4 protein-coding genes are annotated in these 7,304 nt (G+C 32.1%); 1 reads left to right on the top strand and 3 read right to left on the bottom strand.

Annotated elements, in window-relative coordinates; translation table 11 throughout:
- Positions 1–367: ATP-binding protein (locus MLE14_RS15225; protein WP_243299272.1), on the top strand; the 367-nt coding region annotated here is incomplete at its 5' end.
- Positions 368–1,000: 633 nt separating this feature from the next.
- Here MLE14_RS15225 and MLE14_RS15220 read toward each other — a convergent pair.
- From MLE14_RS15220 to MLE14_RS15210, 3 genes are all read right to left on the bottom strand, one after another.
- Positions 1,001–1,321 (bottom strand): hypothetical protein, encoded by a 321-nt coding sequence (locus tag MLE14_RS15220; RefSeq protein WP_243299271.1) that lies wholly within the window; start codon positions 1,319–1,321, stop codon positions 1,001–1,003.
- 462 nt (positions 1,322–1,783) lie between these two features.
- Positions 1,784–4,252: a restriction endonuclease-like protein gene (locus MLE14_RS15215; RefSeq protein WP_243299270.1), complete on the bottom strand. Its 2,469-nt coding sequence runs from the start codon at positions 4,250–4,252 to the stop codon at positions 1,784–1,786.
- A complete protein-coding gene (locus MLE14_RS15210; protein WP_243299269.1) occupies positions 4,221–6,752 on the bottom strand; it encodes an MrcB family domain-containing protein in 2,532 nt (843 codons plus the stop codon). Before MLE14_RS15210 ends, MLE14_RS15215 begins: the two co-directional genes overlap by 32 nt.
- Between the last annotated feature and the right edge of the window lie 552 nt (positions 6,753–7,304).

The following is a 7,304-nucleotide window of genomic DNA, read 5'->3' as shown; positions in this document are numbered from 1 at the left end:
TAAGTTCGTTACAGCCGCTGAACTAGTGGAAGAACTCCTAATGGCGAATGAAGAACACAAACTTGTCTTGTTTGAGAAGAGGTGGCTCAAATTTGATCTAATCATCATAGATGAACTGGGGTATGTACCCTTTACGAAAATAGGAGCAGAACTATTATTCCAATTCTTCTCTGGAAGATATGAAAGAGCAAGTGTAGTGATTACAACCAATCTAGAATTTACTGAATGGACCTCCATTTTTGGAGATGAAAAGATGACGGCTGCCCTATTGGATCGGCTTACTCATCGATCTCATATTCTTCTTTTAAACGGAGAATCTTATCGATTTAGGCAAAGTATGAAGCAGAGAGAGGAAGGAGAACAGTAGTCTGGGCGCGCGAGGTGTTAGGGTGTCTTGCCCCTACCCGGGGCAAGACACCCTAACACCCAGTTCCTCCCACTAATGGAAGCTAGAATTTATTAAGTGGCTCACTTTTGAAGTGATCACTCTGGCTCAATTTAATATTGACAAAAACAGTTCATATAGAAATCGAATTATCGGTCTATATCTATAAGAATTTTCCGTTGTTGCGAATTTCAACATGTTTACGATATCGAGTTGATATCTCAAAGGAACTCCTCCTTCTCCTTTAGGCTTCGGTAAACGCATTCAAAAGTGTTTTTATATTTTTTTGTTCACTTAATATTAAAACCACTTTTTTTCTCGGTTAAATCAATTACTTACTAAAATTATATTACTTCTTTATACTATTACCAACCATTTACATTCGCAATTTATCTAAAATACAAAAATTTTCCAATGTTGAAAAAACAAAGCAATAATTTGTTAAAAAATTAAAAGAGTTTTTTACAAGGGGACTTATTAATTAGTAGAATACAGTTTATACATGTCTTCGAGAGGGGGTAGCTTGGTGTTGCTGCTTACAAACACTTCTAAAGAAACAAAAAAAGCGGAAACTATCCGCCCTTGAATCACTTATACTTTTAAATCGTTTTTCAGTTATTTTAAACTTAAACCTGTTACCTTTTCGAAAGCCTCTTCGAAAAATTCACGAAAATGACCATTGTTTAGAGTGTGAATATATGCTTGATAATATTCTTCTGTTCCTACGTCGCTTTCGTCATCCCAATCAAATGGCTCTGTGGTCTCGACAGTCCATTTATTTAAAATCCATTCATCTACAGTGTCACTGCAGTTGTTTTTGATATCTTCAATCACTTTGGAGGACATTGCAGTTACATGCTTGTTAACAAAACTTTTAATCTCTTCATCTGTTGGAATCTCTGAAAAATCAACCCGTAAGTTGGAACCACTCTGCATCGAAGTCCTGGCCTTCATCGATTAAAATCGCGTCATACATATGTAAAATAGCTTCCCCAATTTTCACTTCTCGATAATTACCGGTATCTCTTTCTCATGAATTTTTAAATCATTTTTTAACCAAGAGTGAAAATTCCGGAATATTATGATTATTTGTCTTTCAAATAGAGTCTACAGCATAATATCAAAATCGAATAAGCTTTCCGGCTGTTCCATCATATGAGTTATCATTAGCTCAATACTACGAGCAAGGGAAATGTTTAAGCATAAGATTAAAATTTTCCAATCGGAATGATCCTTTGCCAGTAATTTGGCTCGTCCTGAAGAATCAAAGTTTGCCCGCTTCCGGCAACCCCCCTTATTACATAATCAGGTTGAATTTTTCATTAAAACCAGTCAGAGAAGGGGACATATTTTTTATACAAAAAAACTTAACCCCCATACGAGTTAAGCAAAAAATAATTAATTTAATAGAGCCAACAACAACTTAAAAACATAAGAGGGATTATTTATTAGATTATTTACCGTAATAGTAGTTATTTTATCTGAAGATTTTAATTCGATTATTTCCTTATTATGTTGAAAACAAACTTCAATTCCCCTTATCTGGTACTTTTTAATTTGCTTAGCATCGTCAATTATTGATTTATCTAATTCTATTTTAATTTTATCTGAAATTCTTCTTAACATTTGCCATATCAATCTTTCTTCTTCAGATTTCATAAATAATTCTGGAAGTTCCTGAGCATTTTTTAAATTTTTTAATGTAGTCAGCATATACGATGCTATTCCATAGTTAACTGGTTTTATTGTTTCATCTAAATTTCTCCAAATATCAACCTTAAAATTAACAATTTTCTCCTCAAAATATACATTTACGATTTTCCCAAAACAAACAACACCATTTTGTGATCCAACTTCCTTTGATAAATATAAAGCAACATACTTAGCTTCCTGCCAACCATTTTTTAGGTGGGAATGAGGAATTTTATAGGTTAAATTTTGAATTGAAAACTTAAAAACCTCAAATGAGGAAACCACCCCTACAAGTACTTTTTCTTCAATGGATTCCTTCCAATTTTCAATTGACCCTTTTGGTAGAATTCCTTCTTTTTGTATTTCTTCAGGACTCTTCTCAATTAAATTTTCAATAAATCTTTCAACCATGCTTGTAGCATTAGGTAAAAATGGAAATCCGCCTATATTAACTTTACCTATACTTTTATAAAAATTGTGATTCTCATAAAGTTGTTCTTGATTCCATGGAAATAATACGTATGCACCGAAAGCAGTTCTCTCATATGGTCCCCCATTTTCCGCAACTATTGAATCTCTATATCGGTGCATAGTATTTATATCTTCCTCCATTGGCCCCGGACTCAAATATTTTTTTCCGTAATAACTACCTTCAGCCGCAAAATCAATTCTATACTTTGCATCGAAAACATAATTAAAAGAGTAATTAACACCCTTTTTCCAAAGGCTTAACATAGTGTCTGGTCTTTGTGAAATGGTTGGTAAGTCTCCTTCATACTTTTGGTAAGTAAGTATAATCTTTTCTTTTGTTACTGGGTGTCTATATATTCTTGTTGCTTGTCGATTAGATTCAAGGTTAACATATAAACCATCTCGACTTACTTTAATTATATCTTGACTTATTAGTTCATACTTTTTACTCAATATTTGACCAAGTTTAAGGTATGTCCAGTATTCGTATAATGTAGCTACATCTTTTACAGACATTTTAAAAATGTTAGTTTGTAAGGTTAATCCTTTTGAGACAGTTAAAAAGATTTTATAAGCATCTCTGTATCCTGCCGCTAATTGAAGAACTAAACTTGAAAAGGTTTGATTTAAACTAGGTAAATTCCTCCAAAATGGTAATAATATCTTGAATTCAAGTTTATTTTTCATCTGCAGAACAAGATCTTTAATATCATTATACCCGTCAAATTCAGTTGATCTTTTATTATAATTTAATCTTTTTAATAGGTCCTCAAGCTTTATTAATAGGCTAGACATCATCCATTTTATAAAACGGTTCTCATGGGTATCATAAGTAATCTGTTTTTTAACAGACATACCCTTTACAGGCATATATATTTTTTTCTCAACTCGGATACCCTTTTGAACCTCTATAAATAGTTGTTGATTCTTATGCAGAAAATTCCTTCCATAAGAATCAACATGTTTCATCCGGTCACCTCTTACCATTTCGTATTTTTTTTCTAACTTATGATGAGGCTGACGTTCAATTTGTTCAATAGAATTAATAAAAGAAGTAAAATAAACAGATATTAATCGAAAAAACTCAGCTGGAGAAGGGTTCCCTTCTAGTTTTGTTGTTGCACTATGATATGTTTTTTTTAGAAAATGAAAAGCTAAGTTGTAGATTTCATCATTTACCTCTTCTAAAAGTTTTTTATAATCTTCTTTATAGTCAAGCTTTGTAGGGAAAATTTCAATCGTAACCTTTAATAATGCATTTTCCTTTTCCATAATCTCAAAAGTGGAATAACCAATTTCATTTTGGAAGTGTAAATTCCCCAAAAGAACATACGACTTTCCAATACTTACTCTACCTACTGCATTTCTTAAAAGTGGGTGCTCATGATAAAATGACAAGTCTTTATCTCCTTTGGGAGATACAATAATCTGATATGTACCATTTTCAAAGAATATTGGCCGTAGTTCACTGTATTTTTCATTTAGTTCCATATTATTGATGTCAAATACTTTAACATTTTCTATTTTTTCACCAATTACTTTAAAATACATTACATCATGGAAATCTAACTTCCTATACTCTTGTAAGCCTAAATATCTCTCATGAAAAGGTTTTCCTTTAATAATTAGAGAGAAATCAGATGTTTCTATATTAACAAGTTCAATTTCTTCTTTAGCTAATCCAGAATGAGGTAAAACTATCATCTTTTAACCTCCTGAGCATTTCCACAACTTTAATGGTACTTTTCGGATATTTCGATAGTTTTATTTCATCGTTAACTAAATCTAGGTCAATAGGAAGGTCTTTATTTGTAAATAATCTGTAAAGCTCGACTAATACACGTTCAACCCTATAATCACTTCCAGAAATGCGTGGAAGAATCTTTTGTAATATACATCTATCCAATGCCCGTTCAAAACTCATAAGATTTCCTTGATCGTTATAAGCTAAATAAAAGCAAATTTCATCACGAACTCGATACCCCACATGTGAACCGAGCGGTTTAAGGATACTATTTATTTTTACTAATTCTTGATTTGCTCTTTCAACTATATCTGCATGAAATCTAAATACATCTTTAAGATGAACATAATTGCTTATAAAAGATTGATTATGAATATGAACTGGCTCCACATTAGACTGCTGATATAAAAATGCAAGATATTCTAGGTTAACATTATTAAATTCAATTGTATTGGCACGATCTAATACCTTTTTACTGAAAGGATAGGTTGTTTCGTCCATATTTACAGTACCGATAATATAAACATTATCTGGAAAATAGATATTTTCACCAGCTACTTCCTCTTTAATTAACGGTAATGTTTGTAACCCGTTCTCAGTTAACTCTCTGCTTTCCATTACACTTAATACATCACTAAAATAATACTCTACTCTTGCAAGGTTCATCTCATCAAGTACAACAAAATATGGCTTGTCCTTATTATTTTGGGCTTTTCTAATGACTGAAGTTAATGGGCCCTCCACAAAGTCACCTTTAATATCTTTGTATCCTAATAAATCAGATCCATCATTCCAATCTGGCCGAACAGGTATTAATGTAAATTGTCCATTTTCCTTTGTAGCTCCAACACTTTCTGCTAACCATTTTACTACCATTGTCTTACCAGTACCTGATATTCCCGATAAAATAACAAAAGGTTTAGTCCGAATTGAAAGGTATATATTTTGAACTTCTTCTGTTTCATAGTAAAAACCTTTACTAGCAATATAAGAATCAATATGGGATATTATTTCTTTTATTGGTAGTATCTTTTGTGCACCCTCAACTACTATACTTGCTCTGGAATTAGGTGAATAATTCTTCTTTGATATGTACTCTTCATAGTACATAATCATTTCTTCTAAATCCTTTATAAGCTGATCTTCTGAAGGGAAATTTTCTAAATGATATGGAATGTATACAGCAACAGATTCTGTGTAGTTCCTTGCCTTTTTTGTAATTCCTAAGTCAAGGTTGTTATCCTTAAAAACTTTTGAACTCATTTTGATAGAGGAACGTATCTCTTCATTAATTCTTACCATTTCATCTTTTGGAGTTTCTGTTACTCCTTGAGCAAAAGTTAAGTATAACCTCTTCATGTCATCGCTAAACAAATAGACTATATAATAACCTCTTTGAGTTGATGTTGTAATTTGTTTATTCATAACTGCTATCCACGGAACAGTAGTCCAATTACCTTTACCGGAGGAACCAGTAACCTCATAATTGTCATTAATAAAAGGGAGATCCTTAATAAGAGTAGGAATTTCATGCCTTAGTAATGTTCCTAGAGGATGGTTAGAAAATGGACCTTGCCTAGCTTCTATATACTCATTCATGATCTTTAACAAATATTTCCTCAGCTTCCCATCCATCACTAATTTCCACTCCTCATCTACAATTCCTGTTTCCATAAACCAATTTAAAATATTTCTTGACCGATATTTTGCGACAGATTCTTCCATTAGGTTTTCGCCTAATGAGTTTTTAACTATTAGCATTCCTACTTTAGAAAGAAGAGAATGTTTCTCTGCTTTGCTAAATTCATTGATGACATCTAATAAATCAATCATCACATTTAAATATGGCTGTTGTTTTATTTGGTTGGCCAGAAATTCAAATTTATTATCTATTTCAGTATATTTTTTTATCATTTCATTATTAACTTGATAGTTTTCAGATAGAAATCCAAGAATTTTTAAACCTTGTCGAGCTCTTAACTTGAGCCTTTTTACGCTATCTTCAGTATACGTTTTTGATATCTCTTTGGGATTTAGATTTTTATTAATTATTTCATCTAGTAAATTAAGAGTCTGATCTAAATTTGCTTCTGGAAGTTGATCTGTTGTAAATTCTTTAAGCTTTATTGTAGTTTTATTTTTCATTTCACCTTTTTCAACAAAAGGTAATTCATGAAAAAATGCCATAATAAATGAAGATCTACCCTGGGTTTTTATAAAATCATCTTTAGAAGCATTTCTAACAGAAATAAATTCTTCCCAAGCATCTAATAAATAATCAAATGATATAAAGTAATAAGGTAGTTTTTTTTCTCCTCGAGAATACTTGTCCCTTGATGAATTAGTTTCTACGTATAACCCTTCATTATCAACTTTTGTTATCCAATTTGGTTTTTGCGCATTTAGTGTGTATATCTCTCTTTTAATAGTAGCTAATTCCATAAAAAGCTTCTTGAACATCATAATACCTCCAGATCATTCTCCTTTGCATATTTTACCATAATAGAAATTAAAACGGATAGTAAGCCTCTTCGCAAATAGAGTATACACTGAGTCAATTGGTTTTGTAGAAAGTAGAATTTGCCTGCGTCATGGATATTTGATACTACATAGGATATTGAGTACATAAGATAAAGTTTGTTGTTGAATAATTTTAATATCTAAACGTTCTCTTTTAATTCACTTTAAACATAGAAGTCAACTAGAAATGAAAATATTGGAGCTGAGAGCATGAGGTGGATTGCAGCTTGCACATGTTAAATATTCACCCTATTCGTTATACCCTTTTCTGCTAATGCATTACATCTTAAAGCCGCCTTCATCAGAGACGGAAACCTCTGGTTACTGCAAAATGAAGATGTTAAGCAAATAACGGACACCGGAAATATAATCAATGTTCCAAAGTTGTCCACTGATGGCAAATGGCTATTATATCAGACCGAAACCCCTTCTTCCCCTCAACAAACCCGGCAAGAAACTGAGATCTGGCTCATAGAGGTTGAAACCGGTGTA

The sequence above is a fragment of the Bacillus litorisediminis genome, assembly GCF_022808645.1.
In the GTDB taxonomy this organism is placed as follows: Bacteria; Bacillota; Bacilli; order Bacillales; family JC228; genus Bacillus_BF; species Bacillus_BF litorisediminis.
Note: the sequence above shows the minus strand (reverse complement) of the source record. Positions and strands in the feature narration are given on the sequence as shown.